This is a genomic window from Bacillus solitudinis, assembly GCF_002797395.1.
Taxonomy (GTDB): Bacteria; Bacillota; Bacilli; order Bacillales; family Bacillaceae_D; genus Halalkalibacter_A; species Halalkalibacter_A solitudinis.
In genome coordinates, this window is record NZ_KZ454943.1 from 917,498 (window position 1) to 935,232 (window position 17,735).

Here is a 17,735-nt window from a genome sequence, read left to right on the forward strand (position 1 = left end):
CACCTCGCTCATAAGATTTTCTCTTATTGTACAAGGTTAGTAACAGAATACCAAATTTTTCTTTTTTAAACAATATAAGATTCTACTAACTTATTATGTCGTTCAAAACATAACAGTCCCCTGTATCTAAAATAAATTCAGGGGACTTGCTAAGGGACCGAATTTAATTTGAAAGGATTTGTTCGGCTTCCTCTCTAAATTGTTGCGTGGCTTCTTCTGGTGTAGCCCGCCCATATTTAATAAGCTCGATGGCTCTCATAAATGCTGATCGCACTTCATTTTCTCCGGGAGGTGGGAGAGCATCCATCGGTCTTGAAAACTCGGCTAACTCCTCTAAATATTTGAATTGTTTTTGCGTATCAACCTCTAGCATATCGTAAATATGATTTCTCACGACAGAGGAAATTGGAACACCTCTTTCACCAGCTAAAATTTCATTTGCTTCTAAATCATTTGTAAAGTAGTTGATAAATAACGCTGCCGCTTCTTTGTGCTTAGAGTTTGCGTTTATAGAGAAGGCCTGACTCGGTTGAATCCATTGACCTGGAATTCCTCCTTCCAAGGAAGGTAAAATCGCAAGCCCAAGAGGATCATCCGTACCAGATGCGACCCCTACGATTTGATTGCTACCTGCTAATTGAAGAGCAACACTTCCATGTGTTATTAAAGAATTTGCTAAATCTAAATGCTCAAGGACAAGGTCCTGTGGAGGAATATTGCCACTAGCAAGCAAGTCTTTCGTTAAAGCAAAATAATCAATAAGTACTTGGTCATCAAATCCTAAACCAGAACCTTCTTCGTTAAAAAAAGTTTGGGAATGTTGACGCACAAAAACATTGAATGATTCATAATCAGCGTTAAAAAGATCATAACCATAAAAGGCCTCGCCTAATTCAGCCTTTACTTTTAAAAGTTCTTCTTTTAAATCCTCGTACGTATATCCTGGTACAAGGTCTATGTCAAAATCCTCATACATTTTCTCATTGTAAACAGCTCCTAATGCCCCAGCTCCTAGTGATATGCCTAACAAGCGTTCATCAATGATATTACCATCTAAATAAATGTCATCCACATTATCTAAATTAATTTGTCCTGATTGTACATATGGAGTTAAATCTTCCAAAAGACCTGCTGCATCGTACTCGTTTAGCTTTGTATACGCAGTTTGAAATACATCAGGTAGATTATTTCCTGCCGTTTGGGTGTTTAGTTTCTCCCAATAACCATCCCACCCTGTGAATTCAGGTTCTATTTTGATATGAGGATATTGTTCTTCAAATAAATCAATGACCTCAAGTGTTAAATCATGCCTTCCTTTTGATCCCCACCAAGCAACTCTTAACTTGATTTCTTCCTCTTCCTCACTTGTCGCGGTTGTTCCTCCTTCAAGTTCGCTACTTGTCTCCGTTGCTCCTTTATCTGAATTACAAGCTACTAAGACAATAGATAAGACAAAGATAAAAATTATGCTGAACCATAATTTTTTGAACATATATACCTCTCCTCACGTTTCGTTTATAATTGGTAAAATAATTCGACTTGGAAACTGTTGATTATGAAATATACAGTTTTTTGCAACAATAGTATCACTGTTTTGTTCTTCAGCAATTACTCCACCCGTATTTGTATTAGCATCAAATTTAGGGAAATTACTACTTGAGATTTCTACTCGAATTTGATGACCTGCTTTAAAAAGATTAGCTGTGGCACCGACGTCAATCTGAAATTCATACGTTTGATTGGGAACTAGCAGTTTCTCTTTCTCAAAAGAATTTCTATATCTACCACGGATAATCCCTTCAGTTAGAATAAATGCTCTTTGATCTGGGTGAACATCAACTAATTTCACAGTGAAATCGGTATCCTTTGCTGATGATGAAGCATAAATTATTGCTTTTACAGCTCCAATTACTTCTAAAGAACTTTCTAGAACCTCCGTAGTATAACAAAGAACATCATGCCTCTGTTCAACTACTCTTTGGTCACGGGGCCCAGCATTAGTCGGAACTTTTGCCCCAGGTAGAAATGTCTGCCCTCCGATAGTTGGGACTGGATTATTTGGATCAAATAAATAAGTATCCTCTCGTTCTACAACAGGCTTAACTCTACTAAGCTTTCCGTCTCCCTCTAGGGTATTTGCTTGACCTTGACTATGAAAGTAAAAAGGAATATACGTCGTTTTAGGAAGTGGCCATTGGGTAGAATATTTCCAGGCGCCCGCCCCCATATCAAATATTTCAACAGAAGGTTTATTTAATAATAATTCGGAATCTCCTTTTAGGTAACAATCAAAAAATTCAATTATTTTCCCGCATAAGTCAATTGAAGTGGCTGAAGATTTGCTTCCAAAATCTTTTTCAGGATAGACCCCCCACAATGGTGAATGAGCCCACGGACCAATGAGTAGCTTATTTCTCGAATTTGTAAAGTCTTCTGTTTTCTTTGAAAACCTATTATAGCCATCTAATGTCCCCCGAATAAAAACATCATACCAACCTCCAATATGATATATTGGCAAATCAATTGATTTTTTTAGAGGTTCATAGAGTTTCTTCCAATACTCATCATATTGAGGATGAGATAGCCATTCGTCATACCAATTTATCTCCTTCATCATCTGTAAGTTTTTTAAAGGACGTGTCTTATATAATTCCTCAATTTGTTCCGTTGCACAAATAACCGTGTCAATGGCTTCTTCAGAACACTCACTACTTTTCGTCAAATAGTTTGGTGCCAACCCTAGAGTCCAAAGAAGAGAAAATCCTAATTCAAACGCACCCCCGTTGTACACCCAACCATGATAAAAATCTAAAGAAGTAGCAACAGGAACCAACGCTTTTAAATGGGGTGGTTTTTCACTCACTGCTAACCATTGCAAAGCTCCAACATAAGAAACGCCATACATGCCCACATTACCATTTGACCAGGGTTGCTGGGCTATCCATTCTACAGTGTCATATCCATCCTTTGCTTCGGAATGAAAGGGTTTAAACTCACCTTTTGAAGAAAATCGACCACGTGAATCTTGAATGACAACAACATAACCGTCTTGTACAGCTCTTAGAGGATCGACTATGTTGCCGACTATGTTACTTTCGTCTTTGTTGTAAGGTAAACGTTGCAACAAAGTTGGTGATGGTTTCATGTCTTCAAGTTGATAAATATCTGTACGTAAACTAATACCATCTCTCATTGCAACACTTACATTTTTAGAAATTATGATTTTCCCTATCACTACCCCCCCTTTCTCATCCGAGTTTAATTGTGATTTATTTTTCTCAATTAATTTATGTTTATCGTAATGAAATTTCAAAAAAAAGTCAACAATAATTCGAAAGCGCTTTATTGGTTTTTTTATCTATAATTAAAACTTGCAATTCATTCAAAACCATCGTTTATAATAGAGGAAGGTAGAAAAGCTATAGGGGGGATTTCTGTGCAACTTGTAGCCCAGACTGGAGATTTAGGACCAAGTTGGTTTCATGTGTCTTTGCGTGCCTTAGTTTTATTAGCTGGGTCTGAAGATCGAATGAAAAGCAATGTTGTAGCAAGTAAGCTCGGGGCGGACCCTACATTTGTTAGAAAGATATTATCAAAACTCTCAAAAGTAGGAATCGTTATATCAAAAGGAGGAAGAGAAGGTGGTTACACGTTAGGAAAGCACAGCGATTCTATACGGGTTGGGGAAATATACAGAATTCTTAGTTCAGATAATTATACAAATCCTATAGCCGTTAGACCTACGGGTGTAGAACCTTTTATTTCAGAGCTAATCTCTAGCGCAGAAACCCAATTTCAATCAGTGTTGGATTCTTATACATTATCTGACCTAGTTCAACACGCCTACCCCATTTATTTAAAACGGTAAAAAGATATAAACAAAAACTCGACCACTAAAGGTCGAGTTATTCCCACTCGCTCAGTAAAAGTTCGTAATTCACTAATGCATGAAGCAGTTCTTGTTGCGTGACCCAGAGCTGTTGCTTGTCTTCAGTCTGTACGTAATTTTCTAAGCCTTGTCCAGCTTTGACAAGGGCATCTCCCATCGCCAGTGCATGTGGTTGACCAGAGCTTGGTAACGTGCTAAAAGCCCGGTCTCGCTTTCCTTGCAACAGCGACAACTGCTCCTCAATCACGTTCACTTGATTATCAGTTATAATCGCACCATCTCTTGTCAGACCATCAACAGATAACTGCATCATCTCTTTAAAGCTGTGTGACGCATCAAAAAACCAGTTTGTCACATCTGTCTCTATATCTTCAATGGTAATTCCTTCAACGCGATAAGATTTTAGATACGTTTCTTGGTTATATCCTTCATATAATTTACTAATTGCTGTGGATTGAGCCCGATCCCCACCAATACCGATAAACATGTAAATCGGGTCCGTTGATTTCGTTAATACCGCTGCGAGACCCTTCTTATGGATATTCGAAGCAATTAGCTCACCTTTTTCCTGCGATGAAAATGCTCCACCCTGTACAACATCAACAGCAAGAGTCGGTAATCCGACCGCCCCATCACCGAAGGCTGGAATGGTTGACGCTGTTGTCGAACCTGCCTCAATACTCTGCTGATCACCGCCAGTAAACACCGTTAGAACCATAAAACCAAAGCTAATTCCAACGATAATTGCAGAAAATATCGCCATCACGAGCATCGTTGGAAATGAGCGCTTCGCCTCATAGTTTCTAGTTTTTTTCTTTCGCTTATATGGTATCTTCGGTGCCTTTTCTCGGTTTCCATCATCCCAAAAGGGTTGTCCTCTTTTCTTTCGTTCTTCTTGAATTGCATTAAAATTAATAACCTTATCTGGTTGAGGTACAAATTCTCGATCACTCTCTGACGTTTCGTCACGTGCTGCAACAATCTCATCATAGAATTCATGTACGTTCTGCTCTTTACCGTTTAGACGAATCGAAATTTTCCGTTGCTCACGTTCCATATCAAGCACCCCTTTTCGTAAGCTTGTTTACTCTATTCTATTAGAGTGTGGCAATTGATAGAACTAGTTTAACTTATTTTTCATAGATCAAGAAAGAACAAGTACATTTATCCCAGTGCACTGAAAAAGGTACGGTTTTCACCTTTTCAATGCCTTTAAGAAATGAGAGGAACCGTTACTTTGTCTTAAGCATGCTATGAGGGGGTTTCTCGCAGCATGCGCGCAACGTGTGGAGCCATTGCTGTTTCTCGAATCTGCTAAATGGGACTTTTTCAGTGGCCCTTATTTATTCCTTGCTCTTTAGAATTACGTTAAATTTGATTATAAATTTCAAACATTGGTAGCATTGCTGCGAGAACAATCGTCCCGACAATTATCCCTAATATTGCTATCATTAAAGGTTCTACAATTGAGCTGAGTCGCGAAGTCATTTGTTCAACCTCGTCCTCATAAAAGTCAGCTATTTTTTCGAGCATGGTTTCAAGCTGCCCCGATTCCTCACCAACTTTAATCATATGGGTTACTATTTTGGGGAAAATCCAGCTCTTTGCAAAAGGTGCAGAGAGACTCTCCCCGCTTCTTAAAGAATCCTTCGCATCATTTAATGTCTTCGCAACAACATCATTGTTAGCAATTTCCGAACTCATTGTTAAAATATTCAAAACGGGTACAGAACTTTTAAACATTGATGACATCGTTCGCATTACTCTTGCAATTAATGTCTTCTGAATTAAGGGGCCAAACACTGGCATCTTCAATTTCATTAAGTGCAGAAAGTAGCGACCCTTAGGATTCTGATTCACTGCTGTAAATACTAAAGCTATTAAAATAACAATTAGGATTGCAACATACCACTGTTGGACGAAAAAATCAGAAACAGCCATAACCATTTTTGTTGGGGGCGGAATCTCCCCACCCATACTCGTTAAATTATTTAATAAACTAGGTAACACCTGTGTTAAGAGAATAATGACAACAATAACAGCAACAACAGAGACAGCAAGTGGATACATTAAAACTGATTTGACTTTTTCTTTAACCTTATGGTCTTTTTCATAAAACAACGCCATTCGGTCTAGAACATTTTCGAGGTCGCCACTCGTCTCTCCTGCACGAATCATATTCACAAAAACTTTATCAAAAATTTTCGGATATTGCGCGCACGCATCAGAAAATGCTATACCCGAACGTAGTTCCTCATAAATTTCTTCTAAGGCCTTTTGAAAAGGTTTAGAAGATACTTGATCTGATAGTAATCGAATTGAATCAACAATGGTTGTACCAGCTTTAATTAAGGTAGCAAGCTGTCTACAAAATATAACGAAGTCCTTGTTTTTAACTGGTTTTCCAATCGTCATATTTAAATCTATGTTTAACGCACTTTCCTTTTGAGCCTTTAATTCGGAAATATAAAGTCTCTTTCCCTTAAGCTCTGTCATTGCCGCTTCTTGATTGGGCGCAGTTAATTTTCCTTTTATTTCTTTCCCCGTTCTTGCATCAATTGCTTTATAGAGAAAAAGCATAGATTTCTCCCTTTCGATTCATATTTTACTCATGTTTGTCCCAATTAGGCACATATTCATCCGCATCTTGACGTGTTACAAGCCCCTGCTTAACTAATTCAACGACAGCCATATTCATCGTTTGCATTCCAATGGCTTTTGACGTTTCTAAAACCGTTTGGATCTGATGAACCTTGTCTGAACGGATTAAATTAGCAACCGCCGGTGTATTAACAAGTATTTCCATTGCAGCTGTCCTTCCCTTATCCCCAGGTAGTGGCAATAGCCGTTGAGAGATAACACCTGCTAACGTACCTGCTAGCTGTGTGCGGATTTGTTGCTGTTGGTCACCCGGAAACACATCAATAATCCGATCAATGGTTTGCGCAGCCCCAGTAGTATGAAGAGTAGCCAAGACAAGATGTCCTGTCTCAGCGGCAGTAATTGCCGTGGAAATCGTATCAACATCACGCATTTCGCCAACAAGAATCACGTCTGGATCCTGCCGTAAAGCTGCACGAAGTCCTACACTAAAAGAGGAGCTGTCCTGACCGATTTCTCGCTGATTTATTAAACTCTTCTTATGGCGATGCAGGTACTCAATCGGATCCTCGAGGGTTAATATATGTTTACTCATTGTCTCGTTGATATAATCCAATATGGAAGCTAAGGTTGTAGACTTGCCACTCCCCGTAGGGCCTGTGACAAGAAGCAATCCTTGTGTTTGCTTTGCGAAGAAGCGGCAGACATCTGGTAAATTTAAATCTAAAAAGGAAGGTATTACACTATTTATAAGACGACAGACGATGCCAATCGATCCCTTTTGTTTAAATAGATTGACTCGAAAAAAACAAACCCCTTCAATTTCATAGGAGAAGTCAAGCTCTGCTTGGTGCTGAAATTTTTCAAACTGATCTTCAGTCGTAATTTCCTTTGCCATGGTGAATGTATCAGAAGGAGTAAGACAGTCACCACCAATTTTCTTTAATTTTCCATTTATTCGAACGATTGGTGTAGAATCAACTGTAATATGTAAATCAGATGCTTGATTCTGGAAGGCAAATTTCAATAATTTATGCATGTTCATTTTAAAACCACCTTTATTCCATTGTGACACGGTACACTTCTTCAATCGTGGTTCCGCCCTCTGACACCTTTTTGAGACCATCTTCAAACATCGATTGAAACCCTTTCTGTTGCGCATATTTTAAATACGCAGAGGAGGGTAATTTCTGGGTAATCATATCTCTTAAGTGGTCATCAATCAGCACTGTTTCATGAATTGCCATTCTTCCTTTATAGCCTGTACTGTTACATGCTGAACATCCTTCACCTTTTACAACCGAATCTATCTTTAGTCCCCGAGATAAAAAGAGTTCTTCTTCTTCTTCTAACGTTAACTGGTAGGGCTTTGTGCATGAAGAACACACACGGCGAACAAGACGCTGTCCAACGACACCAAGTAGTGCAGAGGAAACAAGAAAAGGCTCAAGTCCCATATCAATTAGTCGACTTATCGCACTAGCTGCATCGTTTGTATGGAGAGTACTAAGTACTAGATGACCCGTTAACGCTGATCGCAAAGCGATTTCCGCTGTTTCCGTATCTCGAATTTCCCCTACCATGATGATATCAGGGTCTTGACGAAGAATGGACCGTAGCCCTCTTGCAAATGTCATTCCAATGAGTGAATTAACTTGAACTTGATTAACACCTTTTAATTGGTATTCAACTGGGTCTTCTACGGTTATTATGTTTACTTCATCTGTATTCACTTCATGCAAAGCCGTATATAGGGTCGTCGACTTACCCGATCCAGTCGGTCCCGTCACAAGAAGTATTCCATATGCGCTTTGAATCATTTTTTGGAAATTGGCTTCATTTCCTTTTGAAAAACCGAGTTGTTCAATTCCGAGTGTCACATTTCCGGTATCTAGAAGACGCATGACAACCTTCTCGCCGTAAATCGTAGGAAGACAGGCAACGCGAAGATCAATATTACGTAAATCAATATCCATTCTGAAACGTCCATCTTGTGGAAGACGTTTTTCCGCAATGTTCAGTTTTGACATGATTTTAATGCGCGAAACTAAAATGTTTTGCATTGATTTTGGTACCTTTTTCTCCGTTCTTAAAACACCATCCACTCGAAAACGAATTAAAGTTTCATGCTCTAAAGGATCAATATGGACATCACTAGCCCCTACTCCAATTGCTTGGCTAATAAGCTGGTTAACCATTTTTGCCACTGGTGAGTCATCGGACTGCTGTGCTTCTAAGTATGCCTCATCATTTTCGTCTGTTGGGACATCCTTCATCATTTGGTCTATCGATTTCTGCATTCCGTAGTAGCGGTTAATTGCTAGCTTAAGCTCCGCTCGTCTTGCTATTGCTGGCTGAATCTCAAAACCCGTACTTAAGCGGAGATCATCGAGAGCAAAGTAGTCTAATGGGTCAACCATCGCTACCATCAGCCGATTTCCATCTCTTTGAATCGGTAACACTTGATACCGTCTTGCTAAGTCCTCACTAATAGCATTAATCAAGTTAGGCTCTATTTTCTGTTTATAAAGATTGACATGTGGTATCCCTAACTGAAACTCTAATACTTCAATAATTCTTTGTTCACTAACAAGATTCATATGAGCCAACTGATCGCCCAGCCGATAACCGGTTCTCTTTTGTTCAGCAAGGGCTAGCATCAAATCTTCATCTGAAATGACTTGGGCTTCAACTAACAAATCTCCTAATCGTTTTCGTTGCTGTTTTTGATTCATACAACATAGCTCCTTTTTTAAAACTGGCTATTAGTTACCGTTACGTGTTTACTTAGAGCTAATTCGTTCAAAGCCATTTAGAGTGAGAGCAAAGTCTAACATTAGTCCTTCGGTTTGCCACAAAACCGAAGTATTTCCCGTAGCATGATAATAATTTAGTGTGTTTTCCACTTGCTTTAATAAACGAGCAGTCTCTTCTAAATCAATTTTTCGATTTCCGCTTGATTTATCAATCACGCTTTGCACTTTAGTTTGGTAGTTTGTCAGCGTATTTGAAGCTGCTTGTAAGCGTTGAGGTGTCAAAGTATATTCAGGCGCTGTTAACCCTTTCGTCGTAATTTCTGTTATATTCGCCATTACTTCATATGCTTCATTTAATATCGTTTGTTCAGCTTCTGATAAACGGATTGGAATCGCTTTAACAAATGTAGGAAAGCCTTGGTCTCTGATATAAGAAGCTTTTCTGACTGCAGACGCCTCATCTGAACCGATAGACGTATAGATAAAATTCGTTTTACTGCCTTCTATTCTTGGATAAAAACCTTTATTTACAAGGTTTTGAACTTCAAGGTACAAATACTCCTCTAATGAATACCCTCCTGACTGAACAAAATAGATGAACGAATCTCCTTCAGTAACCGTTGCTTCATAGTGTAACGGCCTTTGATAGACTTCATACTTTGGACTCTCACGAACGAACGAGTCCCCACTAGAGGGAGAAGTTGGAGAAGGCGCTATTGGCGCTAAAAAAGGGGGTTCAATTGGTATTGGTTGAATAGTTTCGTAATCTTCAACAGTGATGTTGGTTGTTTCTGTAACATAGCGTTTAATTTTCCCTGAATCAAATTCATAATCCAATTCAAAGTCTTCTTGATACTCAATAAATGGAGCAAATTCACTGGAATAGAACGTACGAAGCGTTAATATCGCATTTGCTCGCTCTCTGTTTTCACTATCTAAACCAAAGGTGTAGCTCTGAACATGAACGGTTTTCTGAAGATTCTCTACCTCGCGTACAAACCAATGAACATTATCTATTAATCCACTAACATTAATCACCATCTCAACATAAGAAACTGTTAAATCCTCAACCTCTACTACTTTCTCTTGCAAAGGTTCATATAATTCTTCTGAGAAAATATGTCTCCACTTTTCCTGTTCATTTACATTAGGAAGGACTGAAACTGAGATATTCTCAATTACAACTTCAGCATCTATTTCTGTTTTTTCAAGTTCTGCTATCATTTGTTCAACTTCTGGCTTTATCGATACACTTTCCGTTAGTTGTTGTTTTTCTCCCTCGCTTAACGTATCTGGAACAAGCGAAGCAAGCGTCGTCTCAAGTGTAGTTATTTCGTTGTTCACTCCAGATAGCAACAGTTCCTTCTCCTCTTTTTCAATTGCTACAGGTCGAACAAGATAAACATAACAAGCGATTAACACTAAAAATAAGATAATAAGAGCATAAAAGACTGTTTTTTGATTTTTCTTTAACCATTCCGTCACTGAGTTTCACCTACAATCGTTTTAAGCTTAAGCTGATATAACGAGGTGTAGAAAAGCTCATCCTCATCAGATATATCAATTGATTGTAACTCAGCACTTTCAACAAATCCTGCTTGTAGTAAACGATATAAATAAGTAGCAGCATCTCCTTTTGAAGGAAATCTTACAATTAATGTAAGTGAACCAGTATTTTCTAAATTAAAGTTTTCAACGGAAGCTTCACCAGGCAATAAACGATAAAAGTTATCCTTTAGTTCACTTGACTCCTTAAAAATTGTATTCAAGGTTTGGTCAAGATTCTTATATTTCATCACATAATTGTATTCTGTTACACCCGTTGTCTCCTCAATAAATTGAAGTTGAAGACTATCTCTTAATTCTGTCTGGGAAACAATAGAAGAATCAAGATTCTCAACGGAATCAGTTAAATCAAAATAACTATATACAAGTATAGCCGTTGTTGCGACACAAACTACTAGTCCCACAACAGGAATAATCGGTGTCCATATTGGCTTTGAACGTTCTACATTAGGTAATAAATCGATTGTGAAGTTCACGTCATCGCTCCATTCTACCGAAACAGGTGCCTGTCTATATTAGAATTTTCTTCTTTTATTAGCTTTCTCACGACCACGCATCGCCAAGCCAAGTGCGACACTACATGTATCTAATAAATTTCTTTGTATAAAGCTAGGGTCCAAAATCGGTTCGAAATCAATTCGACATACCTCAGTCGCCATCTGATCCGAAAAAGAATTAAAAATAAGGTCGGTATATTCACCCGTAACAATAATTCTTGTAAATTCCGTTTGACGTTCGCCTAGGGTATACCGAAAGAAGTTTTGAGCTTTTTCCACTTCATTGACGAGGTCATTTAAATAGGCTTCCTGCTCAAAAACTGATTCATTACCAGTATTTTTTTTCGACTGTGGTAAAACCCTCGCTGCAATTTTTTTTTCTTCTTTCAAATAGAGAGGATTTTCAATTTCCTCTTCTTCTAGAAGAGTAAGGGGGGGTTCTTCATCCTTAATCAACGAAAGAGACTCCTCAATCTCCTCAGTGGTTGCCGCTGTTTGTAGTTGATGAAAATATTGATTGCTGTTCACGGGCATTGTCCGAGAAAAGGCAATTAACTCATCCTTAAAAATATGAAGATCTATCGACTCCTCAGAAACTTCGACAATCATTTCCGTTTCTGTTAACCATTTGGAATGCACAAAATTAATAAGTCGCTTTAAGGCAAGTGCACGAACCTCTGCTGACAATGGCCTTAAGCCACTCTCTTCACAGACGTCCACTAAATCCTCTGAAAGTTCCCTTGAAGTGGCAAAAAAGAGGATTTCACTTCTAGCCCCCTTTAAATCGTCTTCAATCGAGTTACTTAACTCGTCCATCGTAAGTTCCTGTGCGTGTTGAGCGTTTCTTACAGATGCGATCGTTCCAATTTTCACAAAGTCATAGATAGGATTATCAAAAGGAAGCAGAATACTGTCACCAAGTTGAAATTGAAGAATTTTCCCTAGTTCCGCTTCTTCCAAATCAGGGAGAGACGTAATTTTACGAACCAACGTATGTTGTGTTGGAATCGCCAAATGCACTTGTTTTGAGCTGTTTTTTTCCTCTAAAAAACTACGAAGTACCATTGAGACCTTGCTTTTATTTAAAAGGCGCCCACTCTCAACTGGATTTCCATCTATCTCCTTAACTGTAATTGTTTGTATGAGAGGAAGGTCTTTCTCCATTTTTACCGTCGCAAACGTAATTTTCTTATCTTGAAAATTAATTCCTGAGAACTTGTTGTTAAAAAACATATGGTCACCTCAATTTATTCCACTCTCTAAATTACTATCATAATTTCAATCGTTGTTATAAATCTGTTAGTTTCTTAACGTTTGATACTTTATATTTAAAATGGAAGAAGTCCAAAGACTGACCTCTGGAGTTCCTCCACAGTTTGAAATCCCCAAAAGAGAACAATTAATTCCTTTTGCCATGCCTCCAAAACGATTTGCGCCCGTTGTGGCAAAATTATTTGCAATGATACCTGAATTGATTGTAATGTCAGCTCCACCAGTAATGTTTACATGGTTCATGACGATAAGTGCCCCATTGATAATGATAGGTATATTTCCTGATACATTTAAATCATCAACAACAAGTATCCCATCTACTTTGAAATAACTTGAATTACCCCCACCAGTTAAATTAACGTTTTTCGCAAAAACAACAGCTCCTGGTTTAATGTCTATTTGGTTCTCATTCCCGCTATAATTTATTGAGTTGGGATAATGTCTACCAGCTGGAAACTCATGAGATTCAGTAATATTAAATAACTTGTCATGCGTAACAGGAGTGTTTAAATGATTTTTTATACTTTGAAATGTTGAATTTGTCATATTCACCGTCGTATTTTCAACATCTAATTCATCATGCACCGTACTTCCATTATGATTAAAGCTTGAAACATATTGGATAGGCCCCTCCAATGCTCCATTGCCACCAGAGTACTCTATTTTCGGTGTCTCTAATTTTGAAACATCCAACTCTAACACTCTATTTATCGAAGAATCTTTATTTAAATAGTTCGCAGTAATTGTTGCTATATACTGGTTTGGGTTAACTAATTCAGCGTCCATCTTTACTTTTATTATCTCTGATCCAATTTCGATTGATGAAGGTGTTACATTATCTTCTAAATAAAAAAATGGTCCAGTTTGCTGAATTAAGATAGGTTCGCCCTTACTGTCATAGAAAACCTCTCCATTAGCATCACGCCATTCTATAAAATCGCCTTCATATTGATTCATTTCTTCAAGGACAAGATCAAGAGCCCCTTCTGCTCGATAAAACTCACCCTGAACTTCTTCATTTGCAAGAATCGTTTTTTGGCTATAGATGGTTGAGTTCAGCATCATTGTTCCAGCAATGGCTATAAAAACAACGATAAACAATACAAGAATTAGTGCGGCCCCTCTTTGGCTTTGTAGGTGTTTCACGACCATTCACCTCTCTTAGTTAAAATCTATCAAAGTACACATTACTCTTGAGCTCGATTACTTGTTTTGCTTTCGTGATTTCAATCGTTACTTCTTGTTTTCTATCTAAAGCAGAAAGGTTAGGGGAAGAAAGGGTTAATGGACCTGGATTTAATTGAAATCTGACTTCTTCGGATAATATTCGATCACCAGTTCCTCCCATTCTCATTTCTTGTTTCATAGGTGAATACGTTAAAAACGTCTCCGTGCACCCTGTTCCCTCTTCATAGGAACACAGAACCCAATTATCTCCATCAACAAACCAGTAGTTTCCGCTATCTCGCATTTTTCCAGTTGCATATTCCATAATAAAACGAGCTTCTCGTTGACCATGATTTCTGTTTGAAACTTCCCTCTCCGTTTGCAACGAATGAGACACAATCGCAATAATAGGTGCCGTAATGGCAACCATTATCACAATAATGACTAAAAGCTCCACTAATGTAACTCCTTGTTGTTTTTGATAGTTCATTATTTTTTCACCAACGTTACAAGTTCAATCCTATTCACCGAATCTCTTATACTCACAGTCACTTCGTTAAAGCTAGCATTTTCTGAATACATTTCGGCGGTTATCTCTACAATTTGAACATCATTTAAGTTAAGTTCTGTTTCAAAAGCAATGTTTAAAAATCCAGAACAAGCTTCTGTAACATTACTAGCACAAAAAGTTTGTGCAGAATCATCTTCATTGCGGTTAATCTTATAAATTCCTTCATTTATTCTTACCTTTTCCATAACATCTTGAGCGATATAAGCATTACTAGTTGACTTTTCCTGATTATCGGTTCTTATCGACGTACCTGACATAATTGTTAATACAGGAACTAAAACCATTCCTAAAATGACAACTGATACTAATAACTCAACAAGCGTAATTCCCTTTTCATTTTTCATTGCACTCATCCTTAAAAAAAGCTAATATACCAAGTCCATAGATTGGTCCCAAATAGATAGGCTGTTAACGTACCTATCAAGATAAATGGTCCAAAAGCAATAGGTTGTTTCTTTTTTACTTTCCCTATAAAAAGAAGGCCTACACCTATAATTGCTCCAACAAAGGACGCAAGGACGAAGCTCATTACGGTTAACCATGGTCCTAAGATGATACCGATTGCCGCATAAAGCTTAATATCGCCTCCGCCCATGCCTCCTTTACTGACAATTGAAATCAGAAGTAATAACGAAAATCCTACTATTCCGCCAACAATATAGTACCAAATCGGTGCATCGCCAATAAAGAGACGAGTTATGACAAATAGCCCAATAAAAGGTAAGGTAACAATATCTAAAATTAGCTTTTCTCTTATATCGGTTAAAACAGAAATAATTAACAGTATCGTTAACATGAAAGCAGGAATTAATTCGAAAGAAACACCAATCTCCTTATATACAATAAATACCGAAACCACCGTTAACATTTCTCCCGTAGGATACAGTGGTGAAATGGGTGTGCGACAATAGCGGCATTTTCCTTTTAAAAATAAATAACTTATCACTGGGACTAAATCAAGGACAGACAGCTTATGTTTGCAGGTGGGACAATGAGATGGAGGAAAGGCAATCGATTCTTTTTTTAATAAACGAATCGCAACGACATTAAAGAAGCTACCTAAAAGTAGGCCGATGATTATCACGTATATATCAATTATTAACACATAAATCTTCCCTTCTCATTGTTTTACATAATTAAGTTAAAAAAAGCTACCGCCGTGAAGCGACAGCTAATTTTATATTAAATTAAAAACTATTTTATTATTCGGATTCGTCACATAAAGAAGGATCATATGGTGTAGTAGAATCTACTGATGCTACCCCCCGATTAGCTGGACAACTTATTGAATTGATATCAATATAGGTGGCAAGTTCGCCAAAATTAGTTGGTAGAGTCCCTTCAATTGTCTGATATCTGTTCCCCGCATCAAGAATAATTGAATTTGTTTGTGCTGCAGCTGCCTGAGCAGCATCTTCTCTATTACTCATAACCAATGGAACTGCAATCGCAGCAATAATCCCTAAAATAACAATAACAACTAATAGTTCAATTAATGTTAGACCTTTTTGATTTTTCAAATGCTGCTTTATTAACTTTCTCATTTTGTAAATCCTCTCCCTGAACCGATATTTTTTATGTCAAGAGCAGTAACTCTTTAAACCGATAAATAAATTACTAGGTTTTGTAATACTATCGAAAGCAAACTTACACTAGTCAAAAAAACCTTACTACACTGACAGTCATGTAAAGGTTGGTTGTGCCACTAGTTCCCCGCGAATGTAGACGCCCAACTATACGTCACGGATCATAAATCCCTTTTCCAGACAAACGCACCAAAATGAAACTTTAGAACTACATAAATTGAGATTAAATTAATTTAAATTAGACTAATTACCTGTATTATAGACTGCCCTTCCCAGTAAAACAACATCTATCTACTGGGAAATAACATGTGAAATGGCTATTATTTACAATTTATAAAGACTTTTGTCTATTCAACTTCTATTTAAATATAACATGTAATTAAATCTATTTGTGTTTAATTTATTGGTTTATATTAATCGCTACTTTCTTACTAGATTTGTTGTCTTATAAGCAATATCTAGATAAGTCTTTTAAATACCTTCGTACTTCTGAGATAAAATAGAGCGAACCTGCAACAACAATCATTTCATCCTTCTGGCACTCCTCTATTAGATACTTCATCTCTTCTTGCCAATTAGATACAACCCTTTTATTTTTCACAGGGGCTTGTTCAAAGAGAATCTCTGCTTGTTGAGCCCGAAAAAATTGAAAGCTTGTGAATACAAAACTAGCTTCACTTTCTTTAAACGGGGCTAGCAATTCTTTCATATCTTTTTCTTGTGTAGCAGCAATTAAAAATCGGTACTTTCTAGAAGGATAATGATTTTGTAGTGTTTGGTGAAGTGCTTTGAATCCTTCCTTATTATGCGCACCATCAATCACAACGAGAGGTGTCGTTAGAACCGTCTCAAACCGTCCAATCCAAGACGTTTTTGCTAACCCTTTTCTGATAGCTTCGTCACTAATTTCGTAGAGGTGATTTTGCCTTAATAAGTCTATTGCAAAAATGGCGAGCGCGGCATTTTCAATTTGATGATGCCCTTTCATTTGAATTCTTAGATTTTGAAATTGCTTAGAACTCGTTTGGACAGAAAAATATTGCTCATCTTCTGTTACTGAGTCAATGGTTGCAGCAATATCACTTCCATATCGGTAGCTTTGGGCTTTTCTTTCTTTAGCTACTCTATTAATCGTCTCCCAAGCTGAATCAGATTCACTCGCAACGATAACGGGAACATTCGATTTAATAATTCCTGCTTTTTCTGAGGCAATTTCTTCAAGTGTGTTGCCAAGAATATGCATATGGTCATAACCGATCGATGTAATAATCGAAAGAAGTGGAGTCAGTACATTGGTTGAATCTAACCGTCCTCCTAAACCAACTTCTAACAAAACAATATCTGGTCTAGCTGTATTCGAAAAATAGTCAAAGGCAATGGTTGTAATCACTTCGAACTCTGTCGGAGACCCGAGTTCGCTGTTCTTTAATTCCTCAACAAGAGGAAAGAGACGATTGCAACTAGTAATTAAAGCTTCGTCCTCAATCGCAACCCCGTTAACAGAAATACGCTCCTGAAACATTTCAATATATGGAGAAGTAAATGTCCCTACTGTATACCCTTCTTCCTGAAGAATATGACGCATGAAGCTGACTGTTGACCCTTTACCATTTGTCCCACCAACATGAATAACACGAAGATCCTTCTCGGGGTTACCAATTCTATCAAGCATCCATTCCATTCTTTTTAAACCAGGTTTTACCCCAAATGGTAGTAGACTATGTATCCAATTTATACATTCCTCTAAACTCCTCATATTAAACCCTCATTTCCACAATTTTAATTATTTCTCCTATATGGTTAATCCCGAACTTAAATGAGGGTGTCTTA

General features: G+C 37.7%; 16 protein-coding genes. 1 reads left to right on the forward strand and 15 read right to left on the reverse strand.

Annotated elements, in window-relative coordinates; genetic code table 11:
• Positions 1-163 precede the first annotated feature (163 nt).
• Positions 164-1,492, reverse strand: a complete 1,329-nt coding sequence (locus tag CEF19_RS04625) for an ABC transporter substrate-binding protein (RefSeq protein WP_100404994.1) — start codon at positions 1,490-1,492, stop codon at positions 164-166.
• A gap of 12 nt (positions 1,493-1,504) precedes the next feature.
• On the reverse strand, positions 1,505-3,235 hold the full coding sequence (locus CEF19_RS04630; protein ID WP_100404995.1) for a CocE/NonD family hydrolase: 1,731 nt from the start codon (positions 3,233-3,235) through the stop codon (positions 1,505-1,507).
• A gap of 201 nt (positions 3,236-3,436) precedes the next feature.
• Between CEF19_RS04630 and CEF19_RS04635 the strand changes: the two genes are divergently transcribed.
• Positions 3,437-3,868, forward strand: a complete 432-nt coding sequence (locus CEF19_RS04635; RefSeq protein WP_157800880.1) for an RrF2 family transcriptional regulator — start codon at positions 3,437-3,439, stop codon at positions 3,866-3,868.
• Between the two features lie 37 nt (positions 3,869-3,905).
• Here CEF19_RS04635 and CEF19_RS04640 read toward each other — a convergent pair whose 3' ends face one another.
• From CEF19_RS04640 to CEF19_RS04700, 13 genes are all read right to left on the reverse strand, one after another.
• Positions 3,906-4,946: a hypothetical protein gene (locus CEF19_RS04640; RefSeq protein WP_100404997.1), complete on the reverse strand. Its 1,041-nt coding sequence runs from the start codon at positions 4,944-4,946 to the stop codon at positions 3,906-3,908.
• Positions 4,947-5,257: 311 nt separating this feature from the next.
• Positions 5,258-6,469 (reverse strand): type II secretion system F family protein, encoded by a 1,212-nt coding sequence (locus CEF19_RS04645; protein WP_100404998.1) that lies wholly within the window; start codon positions 6,467-6,469, stop codon positions 5,258-5,260.
• Positions 6,470-6,494: 25 nt separating this feature from the next.
• Positions 6,495-7,535 (reverse strand): type IV pilus twitching motility protein PilT, encoded by a 1,041-nt coding sequence (locus CEF19_RS04650; protein ID WP_100404999.1) that lies wholly within the window; start codon positions 7,533-7,535, stop codon positions 6,495-6,497.
• 13 nt (positions 7,536-7,548) lie between these two features.
• Positions 7,549-9,225, reverse strand: coding sequence for a GspE/PulE family protein (locus CEF19_RS04655; protein WP_100405000.1), 1,677 nt, complete (start codon positions 9,223-9,225; stop codon positions 7,549-7,551).
• Positions 9,226-9,273: 48 nt separating this feature from the next.
• Entirely contained in the window at positions 9,274-10,731 is a 1,458-nt protein-coding gene (locus tag CEF19_RS04660) for a hypothetical protein (RefSeq protein WP_100405001.1), read from the reverse strand.
• Complete coding sequence (locus CEF19_RS04665) at positions 10,728-11,288, reverse strand: hypothetical protein (RefSeq protein ID WP_100405002.1); 561 nt, start codon at positions 11,286-11,288, stop codon at positions 10,728-10,730. The genes CEF19_RS04660 and CEF19_RS04665 overlap by 4 nt, the downstream gene beginning before the upstream one ends.
• Before the next feature lie 39 nt (positions 11,289-11,327).
• On the reverse strand, positions 11,328-12,542 hold the full coding sequence (gene pilM / locus CEF19_RS04670) for a pilus assembly protein PilM (protein WP_100405003.1): 1,215 nt from the start codon (positions 12,540-12,542) through the stop codon (positions 11,328-11,330).
• A gap of 66 nt (positions 12,543-12,608) precedes the next feature.
• On the reverse strand, positions 12,609-13,727 hold the full coding sequence (locus tag CEF19_RS04675) for a hypothetical protein (RefSeq protein WP_157800881.1): 1,119 nt from the start codon (positions 13,725-13,727) through the stop codon (positions 12,609-12,611).
• Between the two features lie 19 nt (positions 13,728-13,746).
• Complete coding sequence (locus CEF19_RS04680; RefSeq protein ID WP_100405005.1) at positions 13,747-14,238, reverse strand: type II secretion system protein; 492 nt, start codon at positions 14,236-14,238, stop codon at positions 13,747-13,749.
• A complete protein-coding gene (locus CEF19_RS04685; RefSeq protein WP_100405006.1) occupies positions 14,238-14,663 on the reverse strand; it encodes a type II secretion system protein in 426 nt (141 codons plus the stop codon). Before CEF19_RS04685 ends, CEF19_RS04680 begins: the two co-directional genes overlap by 1 nt.
• 11 nt (positions 14,664-14,674) lie before the next feature.
• The gene (locus CEF19_RS04690) at positions 14,675-15,424 is read right to left on the reverse strand and encodes a prepilin peptidase (RefSeq protein WP_227521915.1); all 750 of its coding nucleotides are present in this window, start codon (positions 15,422-15,424) and stop codon (positions 14,675-14,677) included.
• Between the two features lie 97 nt (positions 15,425-15,521).
• The gene (locus CEF19_RS24080) at positions 15,522-15,863 is read right to left on the reverse strand and encodes a competence type IV pilus major pilin ComGC (protein WP_100405008.1); all 342 of its coding nucleotides are present in this window, start codon (positions 15,861-15,863) and stop codon (positions 15,522-15,524) included.
• 487 nt (positions 15,864-16,350) lie between these two features.
• The gene (locus CEF19_RS04700) at positions 16,351-17,661 is read right to left on the reverse strand and encodes a bifunctional folylpolyglutamate synthase/dihydrofolate synthase (protein ID WP_100405009.1); all 1,311 of its coding nucleotides are present in this window, start codon (positions 17,659-17,661) and stop codon (positions 16,351-16,353) included.
• Positions 17,662-17,735: the final 74 nt, after the last annotated feature.

What these genes read in the sequence shown, in the direction of transcription:
- CEF19_RS04625 (WP_100404994.1), bottom strand. Translation starts at nt 1,492, where the DNA reads ATGTTCAAAAAATTATGGTTCAGCATAATTTTTATCTTTGTCTTATCT.
- CEF19_RS04640 (WP_100404997.1), bottom strand. Translation starts at nt 4,946, where the DNA reads ATGGAACGTGAGCAACGGAAAATTTCGATTCGTCTAAACGGTAAAGAG.
- CEF19_RS04645 (WP_100404998.1), bottom strand. Translation starts at nt 6,469, where the DNA reads ATGCTTTTTCTCTATAAAGCAATTGATGCAAGAACGGGGAAAGAAATA.
- CEF19_RS04650 (WP_100404999.1), bottom strand. Translation starts at nt 7,535, where the DNA reads ATGAACATGCATAAATTATTGAAATTTGCCTTCCAGAATCAAGCATCT.
- CEF19_RS04655 (WP_100405000.1), bottom strand. Translation starts at nt 9,225, where the DNA reads ATGAATCAAAAACAGCAACGAAAACGATTAGGAGATTTGTTAGTTGAA.
- pilM (WP_100405003.1), bottom strand. Translation starts at nt 12,542, where the DNA reads ATGTTTTTTAACAACAAGTTCTCAGGAATTAATTTTCAAGATAAGAAA.
- CEF19_RS04680 (WP_100405005.1), bottom strand. Translation starts at nt 14,238, where the DNA reads ATGAACTATCAAAAACAACAAGGAGTTACATTAGTGGAGCTTTTAGTC.
- CEF19_RS04685 (WP_100405006.1), bottom strand. Translation starts at nt 14,663, where the DNA reads ATGAAAAATGAAAAGGGAATTACGCTTGTTGAGTTATTAGTATCAGTT.
- CEF19_RS24080 (WP_100405008.1), bottom strand. Translation starts at nt 15,863, where the DNA reads ATGAGAAAGTTAATAAAGCAGCATTTGAAAAATCAAAAAGGTCTAACA.
- CEF19_RS04700 (WP_100405009.1), bottom strand. Translation starts at nt 17,661, where the DNA reads ATGAGGAGTTTAGAGGAATGTATAAATTGGATACATAGTCTACTACCA.